Annotated in this window: 17 protein-coding genes; 13 read left to right on the plus strand and 4 right to left on the minus strand. The window is 30.2% G+C overall.

Features of this window, described 5'->3' with window-relative positions; genetic code table 11:
• The first annotated feature begins 178 nt into the window (after positions 1–178).
• From Psfp_RS19055 to Psfp_RS19100, 10 genes are all read left to right on the plus strand, one after another.
• On the plus strand, positions 179–685 hold the full coding sequence (locus Psfp_RS19055) for a hypothetical protein (RefSeq protein WP_134220105.1): 507 nt from the start codon (positions 179–181) through the stop codon (positions 683–685).
• Between the two features lie 712 nt (positions 686–1,397).
• Complete coding sequence (locus tag Psfp_RS19060; protein WP_134220106.1) at positions 1,398–1,628, plus strand: hypothetical protein; 231 nt, start codon at positions 1,398–1,400, stop codon at positions 1,626–1,628.
• A gap of 282 nt (positions 1,629–1,910) precedes the next feature.
• Positions 1,911–2,882, plus strand: coding sequence for a sigma-70 region 4 domain-containing protein (locus Psfp_RS19065; protein ID WP_134220107.1), 972 nt, complete (start codon positions 1,911–1,913; stop codon positions 2,880–2,882).
• A 343-nt stretch (positions 2,883–3,225) separates the two neighbouring features.
• Positions 3,226–3,420 (plus strand): helix-turn-helix domain-containing protein, encoded by a 195-nt coding sequence (locus tag Psfp_RS19070; RefSeq protein ID WP_192895537.1) that lies wholly within the window; start codon positions 3,226–3,228, stop codon positions 3,418–3,420.
• Positions 3,421–3,441: 21 nt separating this feature from the next.
• Entirely contained in the window at positions 3,442–3,642 is a 201-nt protein-coding gene (locus Psfp_RS19075) for a hypothetical protein (protein ID WP_134220109.1), read from the plus strand.
• A gap of 217 nt (positions 3,643–3,859) precedes the next feature.
• Positions 3,860–4,681 carry a hypothetical protein gene (locus Psfp_RS19080; RefSeq protein WP_134220110.1) on the plus strand — a complete coding sequence of 274 codons (822 nt, stop codon included), beginning with the start codon at positions 3,860–3,862 and terminating at the stop codon, positions 4,679–4,681.
• 25 nt (positions 4,682–4,706) lie between these two features.
• Positions 4,707–5,264 carry a hypothetical protein gene (locus tag Psfp_RS19085; protein WP_134220111.1) on the plus strand — a complete coding sequence of 186 codons (558 nt, stop codon included), beginning with the start codon at positions 4,707–4,709 and terminating at the stop codon, positions 5,262–5,264.
• Positions 5,265–5,610: 346 nt separating this feature from the next.
• Complete coding sequence (locus Psfp_RS19090) at positions 5,611–5,859, plus strand: DUF5659 domain-containing protein (RefSeq protein WP_134220112.1); 249 nt, start codon at positions 5,611–5,613, stop codon at positions 5,857–5,859.
• Positions 5,813–7,459, plus strand: coding sequence for a hypothetical protein (locus Psfp_RS19095; protein WP_134220113.1), 1,647 nt, complete (start codon positions 5,813–5,815; stop codon positions 7,457–7,459). Before Psfp_RS19090 ends, Psfp_RS19095 begins: the two co-directional genes overlap by 47 nt.
• 297 nt (positions 7,460–7,756) lie before the next feature.
• Positions 7,757–9,010 (plus strand): hypothetical protein, encoded by a 1,254-nt coding sequence (locus Psfp_RS19100; protein WP_134220114.1) that lies wholly within the window; start codon positions 7,757–7,759, stop codon positions 9,008–9,010.
• Between the two features lie 7 nt (positions 9,011–9,017).
• Here the strand turns inward: Psfp_RS19100 and Psfp_RS19105 are convergent, their stop codons facing one another.
• On the minus strand, positions 9,018–9,755 hold the full coding sequence (locus tag Psfp_RS19105; protein WP_243120807.1) for a copper amine oxidase N-terminal domain-containing protein: 738 nt from the start codon (positions 9,753–9,755) through the stop codon (positions 9,018–9,020).
• A 972-nt stretch (positions 9,756–10,727) separates the two neighbouring features.
• On the opposite strand from Psfp_RS19105, the gene Psfp_RS19110 reads away from it, so the two are divergent.
• Positions 10,728–11,213 carry an HD domain-containing protein gene (locus Psfp_RS19110; RefSeq protein ID WP_192895538.1) on the plus strand — a complete coding sequence of 162 codons (486 nt, stop codon included), beginning with the start codon at positions 10,728–10,730 and terminating at the stop codon, positions 11,211–11,213.
• A 12-nt stretch (positions 11,214–11,225) separates the two neighbouring features.
• On the plus strand, positions 11,226–11,675 hold the full coding sequence (locus Psfp_RS19115) for a hypothetical protein (protein ID WP_134220116.1): 450 nt from the start codon (positions 11,226–11,228) through the stop codon (positions 11,673–11,675).
• A gap of 1,059 nt (positions 11,676–12,734) precedes the next feature.
• Here the strand turns inward: Psfp_RS19115 and Psfp_RS19120 are convergent.
• A complete protein-coding gene (locus Psfp_RS19120; protein ID WP_134220117.1) occupies positions 12,735–12,968 on the minus strand; it encodes a hypothetical protein in 234 nt (77 codons plus the stop codon).
• A 242-nt stretch (positions 12,969–13,210) separates the two neighbouring features.
• Between Psfp_RS19120 and Psfp_RS19125 the strand changes: the two genes are divergently transcribed.
• Positions 13,211–14,110, plus strand: a complete 900-nt coding sequence (locus tag Psfp_RS19125) for a tyrosine-type recombinase/integrase (protein WP_134220118.1) — start codon at positions 13,211–13,213, stop codon at positions 14,108–14,110.
• Between the two features lie 163 nt (positions 14,111–14,273).
• Here Psfp_RS19125 and Psfp_RS19130 read toward each other — a convergent pair whose 3' ends face one another.
• Positions 14,274–15,137: a hypothetical protein gene (locus tag Psfp_RS19130; RefSeq protein WP_134220119.1), complete on the minus strand. Its 864-nt coding sequence runs from the start codon at positions 15,135–15,137 to the stop codon at positions 14,274–14,276.
• Positions 15,138–15,650: 513 nt separating this feature from the next.
• On the minus strand, positions 15,651–16,502 hold the full coding sequence (locus Psfp_RS19135; RefSeq protein ID WP_134220120.1) for an HNH endonuclease signature motif containing protein: 852 nt from the start codon (positions 16,500–16,502) through the stop codon (positions 15,651–15,653).
• Positions 16,503–16,713: the final 211 nt, after the last annotated feature.

The raw sequence follows: 16,713 nt of genomic DNA on the forward strand, positions 1-16,713 counted from the left end.
GGAACGGTTAATTGATCCCTGGACAACATATGAACCGAAGTAAACCTCAGTTTCCACTATTGGTTAGTATAACCATATAATTATTATGACTTGTTAATTACATATTATGGTAAACCGATCACGGATGGTTTTTTGTATGACAAATTTATTAAATCATTAATTGCAGGAGGTATTTATTATGAAAAAACAAGAAATATCACCAAAAGGCTATGACACTGATCTATTGTATCAAAAGATTTTTCCACAAAAAGTTGACGAGTATTTTGAGAATCGTCAAATACCAGAGGAATTGTTAGTCAACGGCAGCCTTTATATGGATATCAACAGGGAACCATTTAGTACAATTTTGGACGAGACAGAACAATTTATTAACGAGAACACAGTAGAATGGGGTACTTGGTCAATCGTCAGAAAGGGTAAAGAAAGTCTATTTTCGGATATGCGTAGTTTAGCCGAAATTGTCAGGAGTGAATTGGTCAGTAAGTTTGAGGAATATGATAATGTTGACATGGTTTTTGATGTGTTCATTAACAACGATGACAATTTTAGTTCCGTTCAGACGATTGCTGATTTGGAGAATTTAATTGATAAATACAGTAAAAAAATTGAAAATAGCTATGAAGTAATGATGGATAGAATGACTACTGCTCTGGATAGCTATATTCAAGAAAAATATTCTGCATAAATAAAATTTCATATTTTTTCCATGGCATTATAAAAATGTCATGGAACCTTCTTTTGACAATCAAAAAATAATATATCTGCACTCACTTTTGAGTGTATTTTGTGTTTTATGGGGTATTTTTTCATGATTTTTAATCAAAAATGATGATAAAAAATTGTTCTGTTTTTTCTGCATGAGTGAAGTAGTACTGAAAAACATAATAAAATAGCAATATTTTCATGTTTTTGTGTTTGATGATTTTTTATTAAATTCACATTTGCCTTGTAACAATTTTAAATGATGTTTCTGATGCCCAAATACTTAAAACCAATGAAGTCCCCGCAGAAGCTATTCTACGCAGTCTGAAGCGAATTTGGATTGATTGTATTGCCAATGCGTAAAAATCAAATAAAAATTAATTTTTTGTAATGCATATATTGTACATAAAACAATATGAACACTATACATTGTGTATTGAAATAATAATATAGTTAAAATTGATAAAAGTAATAAATTTATGGGTAAAAAAGTGCATTCAAATTAATATTTTGGCAAAAACAGATTTATTGCTAGATTGATTAAACTAGTAATTTGTTTGTAAAATTATTATTTTCATTTGAAACTTTGATAATCATTATAAAATTATATTCAGCAAAAGACTAAACAGGAGCAACATCCTGCAGCAAATTTTGGCAGAGTAAAAAATAATCCAGTAAAGCAAAGAAAAGTTGCTTTGCAGTATGTTGAATTGTGTGGAATTAAACATGGCACCAATAAGAAAGTCGATTATCGACTCTCTCTTGATGATATTGCAAAACAATTAGGTACAAGCGAGACAACTTTAAAAGAACTTCTTTTAATAGAACGCAAACTTACTCCTGAAATTAAAGAACTTTTAGACGAAGGTATTATCTTTATAATAGAGTATATATCTATATATAAAAAAATAAACTTGCTAATATAGCAAATTGTACTTGACAAAATGGTAATTATATGGTATAATGTATGGGTGTATTCACTGAATTGAGTATTTTCATGTCTATTTGATGGGTATGCCTCACTTCTACTATAATATTACGATAATTGATAACTGTTGTCAATAGTTGCTGATAATTATTTATCAGGAAATTATCAAGAATAATGAAAATGATTCTCAAATGAAAAGAGGTGAGAAGGAATAAAGTCCTATGAATTTAAAGATATTGTTTCTATATATAAACAAGGCAAAACTGATATATTTACAAAATTGATAAAACCATTTAGCTATATACACTATGAGAGTTATAATTATAAAACTACCTACACTATATATATTTTTAAAAATAATGCTAAAATATTTAATTCAATCCTATTTAACTATCTAACTAGCTATATAAAATACTTTTCACCAGATGAAATATCATCAATTTTCCTAACTGGTTTTTCTACTGCTCTTGCTAAAATAAAAGTATATACCAATAATGCAAAAGTCATTGAATTCTTTAAGAAGACAATTGAAAATACTTTTTTAAAAACGTACAATGAAAATTTTAATAATGGTACAGTACCAGCAATGGTTGGAAAGTACAATGATAATCAGGTTATTTCAATAGATCTTGAAATAGAAAATCAAATTAAAGTAGATAATAAAAATAAAACTAGTGTTGGTACTACTGCTAGCAACATAATTGATCATACTAAGCCCTCAGTCAATACAGATAAGTTTACTAAACTTATAGAGCAATTTAATAAAGAAATTAAATTGACAGTCAGGCAAAGGAAAGTATTTCTGCGTTATTTAGAAGGTTGGAAACCGTCTGAGATTGCAAAAGAGTTGTATCCAGCTTTACCCAATAAAAAAAGGCTTAAAAAAATTGATAAAGTAAAGGGGGAGATACGAAGGAAGTTGATTAAACTTGCTAGAAAGCACGGGGTTGATATAACTAATTATTTAGTTGTTAAAAAGAAAAGAAATAAGTATTTTTCAATTCCAGAATATCAGAAGGATATTGAATTATTGAATATATTGCTCGCTAAAGTAGATTGTAAAATGGCAAGGATTACCGACATTAGAAAACAAATTAGCTTTTATTCTGAGCAAAAGTTAAAATTAAAGAAGTTTATTAACCACGCTGAAAATGAAATGAAGTACATCTACAGATACTATATTAAGTATGATAAAAATATATTTAAAAAAGTTGATAAATATTTTACTAAAATGCAAGAAATAGGGGGATAAGCTGGTATATATAATAATATAGATATTTTTTTAAAAACTATTTTTTAAACAAATTGATTACTAGGAGGGTTGACTATAAGTGCATCATTATAAAGACCTCAATAACATGATTATTAAAAACGGATTAAAAAAAGAATATCTAGCAGATAAATTAAATGTCTCACATAATTACTTTTACATGGTCCTAAATGGACGTAAGAATCTTGATAACGGTAAGGTTAAGGAATTAAGTGACATTATCTATATTTACAACACAGTAAGAAAAAGTTTGAGGTTTGCTGTGTAATATATTTTTATGCAAAATTTAAACAAAATAATATCTAGCAAAGGAGGTGCTAAAAATATGAATGATAATATGAATTCAAAAATTGAATTGCTAGGGTTAAAGAAAACTTATTTAGCTTCACTACTTGGAGTTTCCAGGAGCTATATTACTAATTTACTTAATGGCAAAATTGATAATCATGAAAAAATGCAAAAATTAAAACTAATTATAAACGAGTATCAGGATGCAGTCAGGAACAATGGTCTAATATAATATTCTTCTTTGGAGGATTAAATGAATAGGAAAAAATTAGTAAAAGATATTTCTGATTATAACGGAAATAAAATTGAACTAGCTGAATTTGTCATAGAAGTTATTGAGGCAATAGTTGAAGATCAAGAACTAAATAGAAACGAAAAGAAAGCGTTAGATGATGCAATAGACCTAATTTACCCCAAAATTAATGATATGGAAAGGTGGTGTAAATGGAATTGAGTTAGTCCTTAAATTGCAATGTTACATATTAAACAAATATTATAATACATAAAAACAAAAAACCCACAATTGGCAGTTGTGGATTTGAAAATTATATAGATTGTATATTTCCAATCATAATATTAACATAAATATTAAATTATGTCAAGGAGTTTGATAAATATAATAAATAAAAATATAGCAATGAAAAGATACGTAGCTCGGTTCCAGCAAATCAATGAACAAGAAATACAGAAAAATTATCGAGGAGAGGTATCCGTGGTTACTTAAAGGGGACTACTGCTTAACCCTATCTGATGACGTTGACAGTTTGGTTTCCTGTGCAATTTTACATAAGGTATTTGGTTATCCTATTCATTATTTTTACGATTTTAACGGACTGTATTGCAACGGGTTACCCTTTCTTTGTCCAGAACCAATAGGGGTTGATCTTACCCTGGTCAGGGGAAAGACCATCTGCAATCATGTTTCAAGGATTTCTGATATGGATAGTTACAATCCAGAGGCAGCAAATTTAAACCTAATTGATGGTATAACTGCCCAGAATTTTACCCGCAAATATGCCGGAAGTACAGCAATATTCTTATTTAGCTTGCTCCGTGATCAATTCAAAATAAAAGAAAATGATTTATTTTGGGCAATTTTGCTATGTATAGACTCATATTTCAAAGGATATAAACCGGAGTTTCGAGACCGGCAGCAATACTACCTGTGTTCTGCCCTGGAAATGCCGGAAGTGTTTGAATTACAGAAGAAATATTCCTTGTCAGACTTTGAGAAAGTTCAAAATAAATTAAAAATGAAGGGAAAAATCAGAATAGAAAATGGGCAGTTAAATATTTACAAGGATCATTTCAGGCAGCTATTAGATCATATCGGTTTAGAGCTGCACAAAATTGAAAATGATTTTTACCAGATAGAGCAATATGAGAAGGTCATTGTGCCATATAAAAATGTTCCGACCATTGAAAAAAGTAATCTGTCTACATTTGCATGCACATATGCGGTTAGTGGAATTGGGACAAAATACATAAACTAATTAATTATACGAGGAGAATCAAAAAATGAAAAGTAACCTTACAAAATTTAAAAGAGAAAAGGAAAAGGCAGAATCATTTTTACTTATGGATTTGGAAGAGATACGTGAAATAGCTGAGAAGCAGAATAACAAGGCAATAAAAAAACATGTCAGAAGTATAATGAAAAATTTTGTAAAATACAAGAACAATGTATATGCATTATACGGAGAAATAATTGATATGCAAGATGAACAAATCAAATTGCAATCAAATAACATTGAATTACTAAAAAATTATAATGAATCAGAAGAAATACTTAAGCAAGAGATTGATGATTTAAAAAATAAAACTGAGTATTTGTATATAAAATTACTTCCATTTAATGCATATAAGATTCTTGGGTTTGAAAGTAATGAGTTAGTTACAGAAAAAGAAATAGAGAAGAAGTACAAGTTATCAAAATGGAATAATTATGGTAATGATGACAAGTTAAAAGAAATCGAAGTGGCAAAGCAAGTAATTGATAAGATCTTATTGTGCGGTAGTATTAGTGGTTATTACAATAAACTATTTGAAGAAGATAGAGTAAAAGAAACAGAATGATTTTTTACGAATAGTAAATAAGCGAGGGTGGGGAAGTACCTTCTTCAATGTAAAGGAACATATGTTCTGCGGGTTAAATTGTGGACACAAAATTTTAGGACAATTAACACCCGTCTATTTCAGGACATTATGTGTTAGCAGTAACAAGATGTTGCTGGGGAGATTATTAAGAGTCTTATATAAGCTGGGGGAGAGATATACCCTCTCCCCCAGGTTCCCATTATTAGGGTAAAAAAATGAGGGAGGGATATAAAGGTTGTTTTAGCTACAAGTAAATTGATTCCATTATTCAAGAAATGAAAGACAGGTTAAGTAAAAATAATAGTTCAAAAAGGAGAATTCCAAAATGAAATACGAAAACATATTTAATATGCGTCTAGCCGGATATCTGCTTTTACAAGGTATCCCTATAATTGGACTACTTAGAAATGATAAAAATGGACTTTTTGTTTTCGTTTTTAAGGATTCCGAAACACTGCAAAACATGGTAAAAGAATTTCTTCAAAAATATAAAAAAGACAAATTTAATCAAAATGGGGGTATTTTTATTGGGACTAAACTTGAGCAAGAACACTGTCCAGCTATGCACAATTGATCAAATTAAAAGATCTGCTCAAAAGCAGAAAGAAATAATATATATTCATCCTGCACAGGACTTTGTAAAAGGTTTAATGTGGTATGGAATTAAATTATTAGATGATAGTTTAATTATGAGGGATTATATAATAAACAGTGATAAACAATATATCCCATTATTTGTTCAAGAGGGGGTAAATATAGATGAAGACGATGAAGATAAAGTTATAAAAATTGATTATCTAAAAGAAAATAACATTGTTGTGCCATTCAGAAATTTATCTTATTCAAATTTTTCGTCAGATGGCATAATTCGTTTTATTGATGGTAATAATCCGTTACCTCTGGAAATACATAATAAAATTAAAAACATACTAAGAACTTACATATATTTTGAAGATGAAAATATTTATAATTTAATTCCATGCTGGATCATGGGTACATACTTATTTATGTGTTTTCGAACTTATCCATATTTACATTTTCAAGGAGAAAAGGCAAGTGGGAAGACAACACTATTTAATGTGGTTTCTCCATTGTGCTTTAATAGTCTCTCTAGTAGCAATATTTCTAAGGCAAGTTTTTATAGAGATATCGAAATAAATAAATCTACGATGTTAGTGGATGAATTTGAAAAATTCCAAGATACGTTAGAAGGCGAATTCATAAGTATTTTAAATAGTGGTTACAAAAAGGATTCGTATGTTATTAGATGCGAAGAGAAGAAAAAAGAATATCTACCAAAAAAGTTTTCTATGTATTCACCTAAAATGTTTGCTGGAATAAATGATGTTTATGATGTACTAAACGATAGATGTATTAGAATTAACATGTATAAACTGAACAAAAATACAAAAATTAAATATCTTAAAATAACAGATAAAATAGATAATTATTTTAAGGAATTGCGGGATGACCTTTATATATTTGGCTTAAACTACGCTAAGCAAGTTTATAAAACATATACTAAAGAAGCAATGAAAAATTATAAACCATCTGCATTATCACCAAGGGAATGGGAACTTTGGGAACCAATTTACATATTAGCTCATACTGTTAGTGATGACGTTTTGAAAAGTATAATTAAATTGTCCAGTGTTTCCAGTGATCAAAGAAAAGATGATGATATTGAACGTAATTTTACATATAAGTTTGTCAAGTGTTTTATTGAAACTGTCAAGGGCATGACACCTATTGAAGACCAATTGGGTATGACCTACTATGACAGAAATGATTTACTAAATAATATTAAACTAGACGATGAAGATTTTTCTTTGTTTTTTAAGAAGATGAATACTTTTACTAGGTATTTAAAAAGTAAATTAAATATTAAGGAAATAGATCATCCATTTACCAGGGAGAAAAAGACAATTAAAACTATTGGTATACCAGATGGGTTCTTAAATTCACTGGCAGAGCAGTATAATTTGACTTCCAAGTTAAGTACGGAAGCAAAGAAATTTACAGATGATAAAGGTACTTCAGATCATTTATGGTTCCTACATACAAAAGACAAAGAAAATCAAAGACCACAAGTAGTTGAAGCTGTGCCCGAAGTATCTGAAATACTTGTAAATTCCGGTAGTCCAATAAATCCTGACGTTAATCAAATTTTATAAATCGTAATTTCGTAATTTTTCGTAATTTAGGAAACCTTGATTTTACTGACTTTTTAATTATGAATTACGAAATTACGATAATTACGAAATATAAAATATATAAAAAATAATGGTTTGCTGGGAGTCAAACTGGAGCAGATATATAGATCATAAAAAACGTAATTTTCGTAATTTCGTAATTTGATTACTAAAACTCTTGTATATCAAGGCTTTCAGGAATTACGAAAAAATTACAAAATTACGAATTGGAATAGGGAGTAGAACTCCACCTATAAAATTGAGGAGGAAAATTTACATATGAGTCTGTGTTTAGCTTTACAAAGTAAGAATGAAATTTATATGGCCGGAGATTCAAGGGTTTCTGTTGATATAGAAGGTAAAAAATATCGCTGGAATGACAATTATTCAAAAATCGAGCAAGTTGGTAATTATGTAATATTTAAAGGAAGCAAAGCTGATGTAATGAATAAGATTGTTGAGAGATTTAGAAGAAGTGAGATTAATGACTTAGCTTATTTCAAACAATGTTGCATTGATGAATACAATGATTACAGAAATAGAGAAGGTGCTAAATTTAAGCCATATGCCGAGACCAATAAAATGATAGTAGCAAGTCTCATTGGAACAATTGAAAATAATATACCTTTAGTTTATTTCATATCTGATGCAGTTGATTTTAATATCATGAAGATTGAATTGCCTATTGATAAGGATTTGCAAGATATATTATTAGGTGTCAGTGCTGATGAAGCACAGAAAATATATGAAGATTGTAAATTCAATTTTGACGATTCTGATAACGTTTTTGAAAATTATAAAAAAATATATGAAGGTGTAACAGGTGATGAAATTGGTGGTACATTAACAGTATTTCGTATTAATAACTATGGTATTACTAATAGACAATGCGGGTTAATGAATTCAAAATATATTAACGAATTGGCAGATTATTTTTTAAATAATAGAGAATGTAGTGGTTTTGCTAATTGTACTTCATTAAAAATAAACAGTGTGGATATTTTAGATTCTATGTATCAGATCAAGGGAGACTATTTAAGTGATAATAGTGTCGGTATATCAAAACTGAAAGTAAATGAACTTTACGTAGGCACAGGTGGAATTAGACTTGATCCTAGTGCAACAATAAGTTGGAACCAGGTAACGAGTCAGCCGTTTATACCTTCTACCGCTGCCGATGTTGGAGCGTTATCTACATCATGGGCTAATGGTCTTAGTTCCTTGCCTAGTTTTATTACCTCAACAAAAATCACATCCACAACAGTAGAAAGTCCCTCTATTGTAGGAGGGACAATCTTAGGTGGTAATATTATATCTAATAGCACAATTAATGTCACCACTGATTTGCGAGTGGGATCAAAAATATATATGAATCCAGGTAGTTTTACATCTGATTTAGTATTTGTTGATCCAGATGTTAAGATATATGCCGATCCTGTGGCAAAATCTCTATTGTTAACTACAAATGGTCATGGTGGAATATATGCAAATGGTCAAAGGATTGATGTTGCACCAGTAGCAGTATTTGGTTAATAATAGATTAGTTAAAGTTAATAATAAATAATTTGTTCTGGTTGTCTATTTCCGTGGTGTATTCCATATTTAGAGTGTAAAATACAGTCTTTAATGGTACCATAGTTCTTCCCTGATATATTGTAGCACCTTTCTCCTCTCCTGGTTTTGTGCTAATAGGGTATGATAATGATTTATCTTTATTATAAAAACAACCTTCATAATAGGTATCGTTGATACTCAGATATTTTTGTTCAAATTTAACATAATTACCTCCATTAGCTGTAAGATTTCCTTTGATGAAGGGGTTGTTGGATGGCTCTATTTTGTAATCTTTGTAACCAATACTTATTAGACTAGCAATAGCACCAATGCCAGAGTAGTAATTATTGCTATTGTCAAACCACCATATATCAGAATTGTAATTATATATTTCCCCGTTAATTTTTACTACTGGCTGTAGATCTTTTAATAAAGAAAATTGGCTTTGTGTTGTAGAAGATGTATTTGATGGATTAGACATAGTATTGCTTGTCACAACTATACTATTACTTGCGGCATCCCAAGATACAGAAGCTCCCAAAGCTTCAGCCAGGAATCTTGCTGGAACCATAACTCTCCCGTTGATCTCTTGAGGAGGTACATCACATTGGATAGACTGACCATTTACGATCAGCTTGATCGGGTTGTTTGCTAATGCAAAGGTTGAGGAAATTAACATACCTACAAGAATACCAATTACCAGATAAAAGGTACGAGTCTTCAATTAAATCATCTCCTTGTTTAGTATTGGTTAATTGTTATAATATTTGCAATGAATACAAAGTATCCCTCCCTATATATTATTAAATTGCTTTAGAAATGCGATTTCTTTAAAGCTGCAACTTCCTTCGTTGAACAATACTGTCACAGTTTTACCTTTCTTGCGATATTTATTGAAAAAATGTGTTATCTAAAATCATTTTCTGTTATATTTTGATCTTCTTTTAAATATCATAGTTCAACAATTGAATAGTAGTACCTTTGACAATTAATGTCGAAAAATAACAGATTAAAGGAGATGTCATTTATTTATACCAATAACAATCATATCAAATGGAGTGAACTAATCAATTTAAAATCAAAAAAAACAACAATTAATGATCAGCTCATTCTCCCTGTCACTTTTAACGGGCAGGAGATTTTTTATTGTAAGCAAATTCCTGAGAGTCTTTTGATTTTTATGATGCACAAATATTTATCAGCAAGCAAAGTGTATATTCCGCTGAGAAAAAACACCTAGACCACCGAAGTTGAACACTAAGACCGTTTAAATTGAACAATCATTCCGTAGTGGCTGTACATTGATAACTAAAGGATCACATGGTATACTCAAACTGCTTTTACTTTTAAGCAGGATAGGGCAACACTGAGGAGTGACCCGAGCGGCTTAAGAGTTTTGCGGGGAGAGTGATGCCGGTGAGCGTCGCTCTTTTTTTGTTAAAAGCAACATAACATCACTCTCTTTGGAAAACTAAGCGATAAACCTCGGGAGTTTGAGGGCAGAGGGGAAAGCGTAATTTTTGGCCGACCAAAGGAAGGACAAAAATTCGCTTGGGGTGAATGCCCCCACAATTATTTGATAAATAGAAATAATTGAAAGAAGGTAAAAAAGATAAAGAAAATTGATTTTAGCAGTATATACGATAAATTAGAAATAAATGGATATATAAATATTTACAAGAAATATCAGAGCAAGTTGGAACCGACATACTTTTTTGATCCATGGGGAATCCATGGAATTCTTCATGCTAAGAGGGTATTTTTTTTGAGTTTAGTTTTAGCTTATTTTAATAATTTAATTTACGAGAATGTTAATATTTTGGCTTACGCTTCAATTTACCATGACATAGGAAGAACTGATAATGGTGTTTGTACTGAACACGGCAGGGAAAGTTTTAAAAAGATAAAGGAATACCGTTTAGTAAAAGTAAACAATGAGAACGAAGAGATATTAAAATATATAGTGGAAAATCATTGTATTTCAGATTCATTAGCATTTAGCAGCCTTAAGAATTACCAGATAGAGAATAATGATAGAGCAATATTACTTCTTAAGATACTTAAAGATTCAGATAATCTTGATAGAGTAAGGCTTGGTGATCTGGATATTAGTTATCTAAGGTGTAATTATTCTAATAAATTGGTTTATCTAGCTAATCAATTATTGAGATATATTAGATAAGGAGTGATTAAATTGACTAAAAAATATATAACTATAGAAAATGTTGAGGCATTAAAGTATTTTAAGTACATAATTGATTTACTTTTTAAATATTACGAAGGAATCCATTATCTATATAAGCAAAAAGATTACTTTATTAATAATATTTCCAAGTATTTATTTATTTCTAGTATTTTTGAACTTAAAATCAAAGAGATTGCTGAGTTAAATAGTTCCATTCAAAATTTCATAAAAGACATGAGAGAAATATATTCAGAAAGAATTAGCGTAAATTCCTCGTTTGATAGTCTAGTAGAATCAAATTATAGTATTGTGGATTCTTATGTTTCTGCTTATGTTGTGAAGAAGGAGATAGACTATATAAGTAAGACAAGGGATTGTAGCAAAGTTGTTGATTTTTTAAATAGTTATTTACTTTTGTTTAAGACCTGTATTGAAACAAATTTTGAAACTATTCAATAGTTAATAATTATAATGATGGCAAAACTGCAATTGACGGAGAAATCGAGAGAAAAAATGATGAGAGTTTAATAGAGCTAGGCAGAAAGGCAAAATATTTAACTGATATTCAAAATGAAAAAATATTCAAAGAATATAACATTGGTTTTGCTGATTACGGATATGTTAACACGAACTTAAATAATGTAATATTCAACTCTTTTGAGAAACATTTAAGTTGCCTTGAAAAAAATGACTATAAAATTAATACATCCAACAAGGTAATAACCATAGAACACGATGATAATATTTTCAAGATCCGTTGTGGTGTAAAAAATAAAAAGAAATTATATCATGGAACATCGTTACAAGCAGCAAAACAAATAATAAAAGATAAATGTCTCCTGGGAGCTTCTGTAAGCTATTCCTGTTTTGATTTTAATAAAGTATTTTTCTCTAATAAATTTAATATATCAAAATTCTATGGTTTATTGGGTGGTTGGAATCCGAAATATTCAGGCAAGGATATTTACATTGTATTTGAATGTGATTTATCAGAATATAAAGTTTATAATATTTTAACACGAAATGAGTTCTTTGTTTGGGGTAATGTTAGCACAGACTCAATAACGAGGATTTTTCTTTGTGAAAAAGATGAAATCATTAAAGAAATTACAAAAAAAGAATTATTGCAGTTATAAATCAATGTCTATTATGAAGGAAATACTTCTTTTATTACCACTAAAGAGCAATGGATCATATAGTAAAATGAAGTAAACAGGAGATATATTGAGATAATATGAGTGTAATCGATAGCAATTAATTCACATGGTTAATAATTAAGCTATATCTTTTGTAAAAACAATTTATAAACCAATTAGAGAGAGGATTGCAGACTTAAATTCTCTCTCATTGGGTGTGATTAGTTAAGATGGTTAAATATTATACCCATCTATATAATAGGAATAAAGTAAGAATATGGATAATGGTGAAACGAATTTGGTATTAAACAGTTCTTTATTTGAGAGCATGTTATTATCGAACATCTGTTCTATGTGCGATCATAAGATAAAACTGGTAGGATTACTTAAATAGATCAGATAGTTTATCATTATCAGAATCTTTGCCATACTCAATTTTGTAAATTAGTTCTGTGAGCATCTCTTTTAATTGGTTAATATTAGTAGATAGATATCCGTCTCCCTGAACTCCTGAAAGATCATAGATTCTACCATTTTTAAGCTGGGTTAGTTTGTGTCTTATGTCTTTAATTTCTCTTCCGTATTTGCCAGTAATATCGATTATTTTATTTGACATTTTGTGCACTCCTTAAAAAGAAATTACCATGCATTGGTTATTGTATTATTATTACAATTATTTTGGTTTTCCTGCAATATAAAGAACGCGGAGACAATAAAAATCATCACCTATAATTAGTCATAGAATATTGATTATATGAAATAAATATGGTATAATTGGTCATAGAATACAGGATAAATCGTAGCCTATCTCAAGAATAATTCGTCATAGAATATATTTTAATTAAGGGGTGCCTATCTATGACCAACATTATTGAAAAGTATTTAGAGGAACTTATTCAGGATGGCAAGGATGAGAAGACTATTATTGCTTACCGGACAGTGTTAAATCAGTTTAAGCAATGGATGGAAGAGACAAACGGGTATTCTGATATTGCCAAAGTTACCCCAATGGATATTAAGGAATTTAAACAATATATGACGGTTAACTTGGAGCGTAAACCAGCAACGGTTAATAAGGCTCTGGTTGTCTTAAAGAGTTATTTCGAATGGACAGCAGAGAATAACATAACTAATATCAATCCTGCCCGTAAAATAAAACTGGTTGAAAAACAGAAACTTGCTCCTAAATGGTTAGAACGGAATGAGCAGAATAAATTAATAAGGGAAATTGAAAAGGAAAAGAACGATTATAAACGGGCAAGGGATATGGCAATTGCTCAAATTATGATGCAGGCTGGTTTGAGAGTTGAGGAAGTGGCTAATCTTGAATTGAAAGATATTGAGGTTAATTGCCGTTCTGGTAAGGTAATTGTTCGTCATGGTAAGCGGGATAAGTACCGTGAGGTTCCTTTAAATAAGGATGTCAGAGATTCTATTAAGGAGTACATGAGAGTTAGAGAGAATCATAAGTATAAAGGTAGCCAGTTTCTTTTTGTAAGTGAGAGAAGCCCACAGATGACTGTAAGGGCAATACAACATTTAATGGAAGTGTATGGTGAATCGGCTAAGATAGAAGGATTGACATGTCACATTCTTAGACATACTTTCTGCCATAATCTAATAGTAGCAAAGGCAGGTATTGAGAAGGTAGCTATACTAGCCGGTCATTCTAGTTTGGAATCAACAAAGATCTACACAGTACCAGGGCAAAGGGAATTGCAAGATGCAGTTGAAAAGATTGGGGTAAGTGAAGATTAATCCTGCCAAGAGGCAGGTTTTTTCTTTACTCCTGGCTATTAGGGGTGTCCGGGGTATTTTACATTTTCCATGCCGATAAATTCCAGTAATTGGTAATTAGTTCATCTGTCAACTCACCCAAGGGGTATCGCCCGATAGCCGATAATTTTGTATAGCCAAAAATTTATTTAAATAAAACATTTAGAATATCTATTTGTTTTTTTAGTAAATTCTCTTCTTGTTCAGAGTTTAGGTGTTTTTTGATTGTAGTTTCTGATTCAAGTGTGAGTTTGCAAGCTGAAAGAATATCATTATCTATCATTAAAGCAGATCTAATAAAAGTATTAGAAAATATTGTAGGGGTGTACCCGTTTCCTGTTACTTCTTTAGATATTCTTTTTATTTTTTTGCTTATTGCTTCCCCTGTAATTGAAAATATTTTATCATAAGGCTTAACGATTGGGAATGATTTCCTATACTCTTTAATCAAATCAACTAGTTCTTTTTTTATCGGTATATACTTAATTTCAGTGCCCATATCAAAATGCAAAGTGCAATATCGATTTTCTAAACTAATCTGATAATTGGTGAGATTGGCAATGTATTTTCTACTTAACCCAGTGTACAGGAAGAAAGCTACTAATAAGCGATCTATTATCGCATCCTGAGTATCATTATGTACATAATTAATTAACTTATTAATCGAAACATTATCAATGTATTTCTTTGGTTTTTCCTTGGTTATGGGTTTTTTTACACCTTTCATTATATCTTTATTTATTAAATCATTTTTATAGGCAAAAGAAAAATAATTGTTAAGAGCTACATAGTAATTAAGCTTCTCTTTATCTGAGCGATCTAATTGATCTATAAAAGTATTAATTTCATAATAAGAAATTGTATTTATTGGCCTATCTCTATGATTTAAAGTCATGTATTCAGTAAAAAATTTATTAATTCTTGTTCTATAGAACGTCATTGAATCAATTGGAATAGTCATAAGATATTTGTCAAGTATTTCATTAGATTTATCCAAATATTGGTACATTTAAATCCTCCTGCAATATTATGTGTACTAAAATTTTATATTTTAATAATTTCCACAGAAGATGTTATTTTCCTTTTTTAAAAAAATTATTCCTCTTATGTTATAAATAAATATTATTTTAAAAGAAATGCCAATAACGTAGGCTACCTTGCACCATATGTATATGTGTGTCAAAGGGGATTTTTCCGGAACTTATATGTACCCTCTATTTCCGGCAGAATCCTTTCACGTGGTTCGATCGTATAAATCCTTTCATATAAAGGGTTTTAGAGTTTATTATCCTTAAAATTGGTCAAGTGGTCACTGCTCAAAATTATGACCCCGTAGGATTCGATTTAAGACATTAAAAATCAAAACTACCAGGGAGTCATTTTATGCGTTAGAAAACGAACGTGGTGAATTATAAATTATTGCTCGTGTTTAGAAAGTCAGGCATATCAAAGGTTTCAAGGTTGTAAGATATTGGCAATTTTCAGCAAATCGTTAACAGGTAATTCCGTTAGCTTTTGGACATTATATCTTAGCTATAATACCATAATGATATTTACGATGGCAATTTGGGCATAAAGCTATGGCATTTTCTATTGTATCATCACCATCATCAGCTAAAGCAACAATATGATGTACTTCTAAATATGGACTATTATCGCTTTTACGTAAAAATGGAGCTGGTTTTTTACATGCCTCACAGATACCTCCAGCACGTTCTAAAACCTCTGCTACTACATCAGGATTTCTTTGAAAAATAACTTGAGTTACTCTTACCTGATTCGGACTCTTATCGGCATTTGAAAGCCGCCTCAACCTTGCTTCCTTGGATAATTTTTGGGATTGTTCAACGGCATTGACAAATTTATTTTGATAATAATCCTGATCTTCTGAGATTTTTCCTAGTATATCTGATATCCTAATTTTATTGAATCTTTTTTGCTTTTCGTCCTGATCTGCTGAAATTGGATAATTTAATATTTTAACAGAGGCTTTTCTGTGACTTTTCCAAATATCGTTATTATGTATTATATTGTTAACATTTTCAATATTTCCCGAATGTGCCCATATCAACCTTTTTGCAGATCTTTTAGTTGATTTAACTATTTTAAATTCAAATCCGTCTATATCCTCTTCAGGTGATTTATCCAATAAGAGCCAAATACCCTTATCAGGTTGATATAATCTAAAGGCAGATAAATAAATTCCACCAATAACAAGGCTTATATAGGTTTTTCCTATCTTAAACCAGGTTTTTTCTGGAATTAATATATTCTCAATAGATAATTGAAAAAAAGTCCATATATCTTGAGCTGATGTAGAAAGACCTTTTTTACTAGCCCATTCTTTTATATTATTTTCCAGATCAATATTCATTATTAATTTCACCTCTTGTTAAATAGGAAATATCCTCTTTGGTAATGGCTTGGAGTGGTTTCCCTAATAATCTCAATCCATAACCCCTCGTATAATAGTATTAGAACCACCGGACAACCAAAATTCCAATTGAGGGAAATATGGGTAATCCAGATAGGTTCGGGAACCGGTTCCCAAAGTACGGGTACCGAGACCAACAAAAATCATTTGC

Source organism: Pelotomaculum sp. FP (genome assembly GCF_004369245.1).
GTDB classification, from domain to species: domain Bacteria; phylum Bacillota; class Desulfotomaculia; order Desulfotomaculales; family Pelotomaculaceae; genus Pelotomaculum_C; species Pelotomaculum_C schinkii.